Origin of the sequence: Chryseobacterium sp. SIMBA_028 (genome assembly GCF_046535285.1) — a bacterium.
In the GTDB taxonomy this organism is placed as follows: Bacteria; Bacteroidota; Bacteroidia; order Flavobacteriales; family Weeksellaceae; genus Chryseobacterium.
Genome location: NZ_JAWRWZ010000468.1, coordinates 1 through 259, shown reverse-complemented (window position 1 = coordinate 259; position 259 = coordinate 1). Strand labels below are relative to the sequence as shown.

Annotated in this window: 1 pseudogene; it reads right to left on the bottom strand. The window is 35.9% G+C overall.

The features are described from left to right. Positions 1-259: pseudogene (locus SCA31_RS24155) on the bottom strand (hypothetical protein); the annotation flags it as partial.

The window sequence follows — 259 nt, the reverse complement described above, 5'->3', positions numbered from 1 at the left end:
CATCATTTTCAGAATATTCCTTATCTGTTGTTTCTTTCTCCTCTTTTGGATATTCATGGTGCTTTTCCAGGTACTTGATATCTTTCTGGATTCTGGCAATTTCAGTGTTATTCTCTTTGATATTATCTTTTAGATATTTAATATCATCTTTCAGATTTTTGATCTCATCTTTGTAATTAAAAGGCAATTCCGGCTCATCGGCATATGCGGTATCCACTACAGCAGCAGCACTGTCTACAACCGCATAAGCACTGTCTAC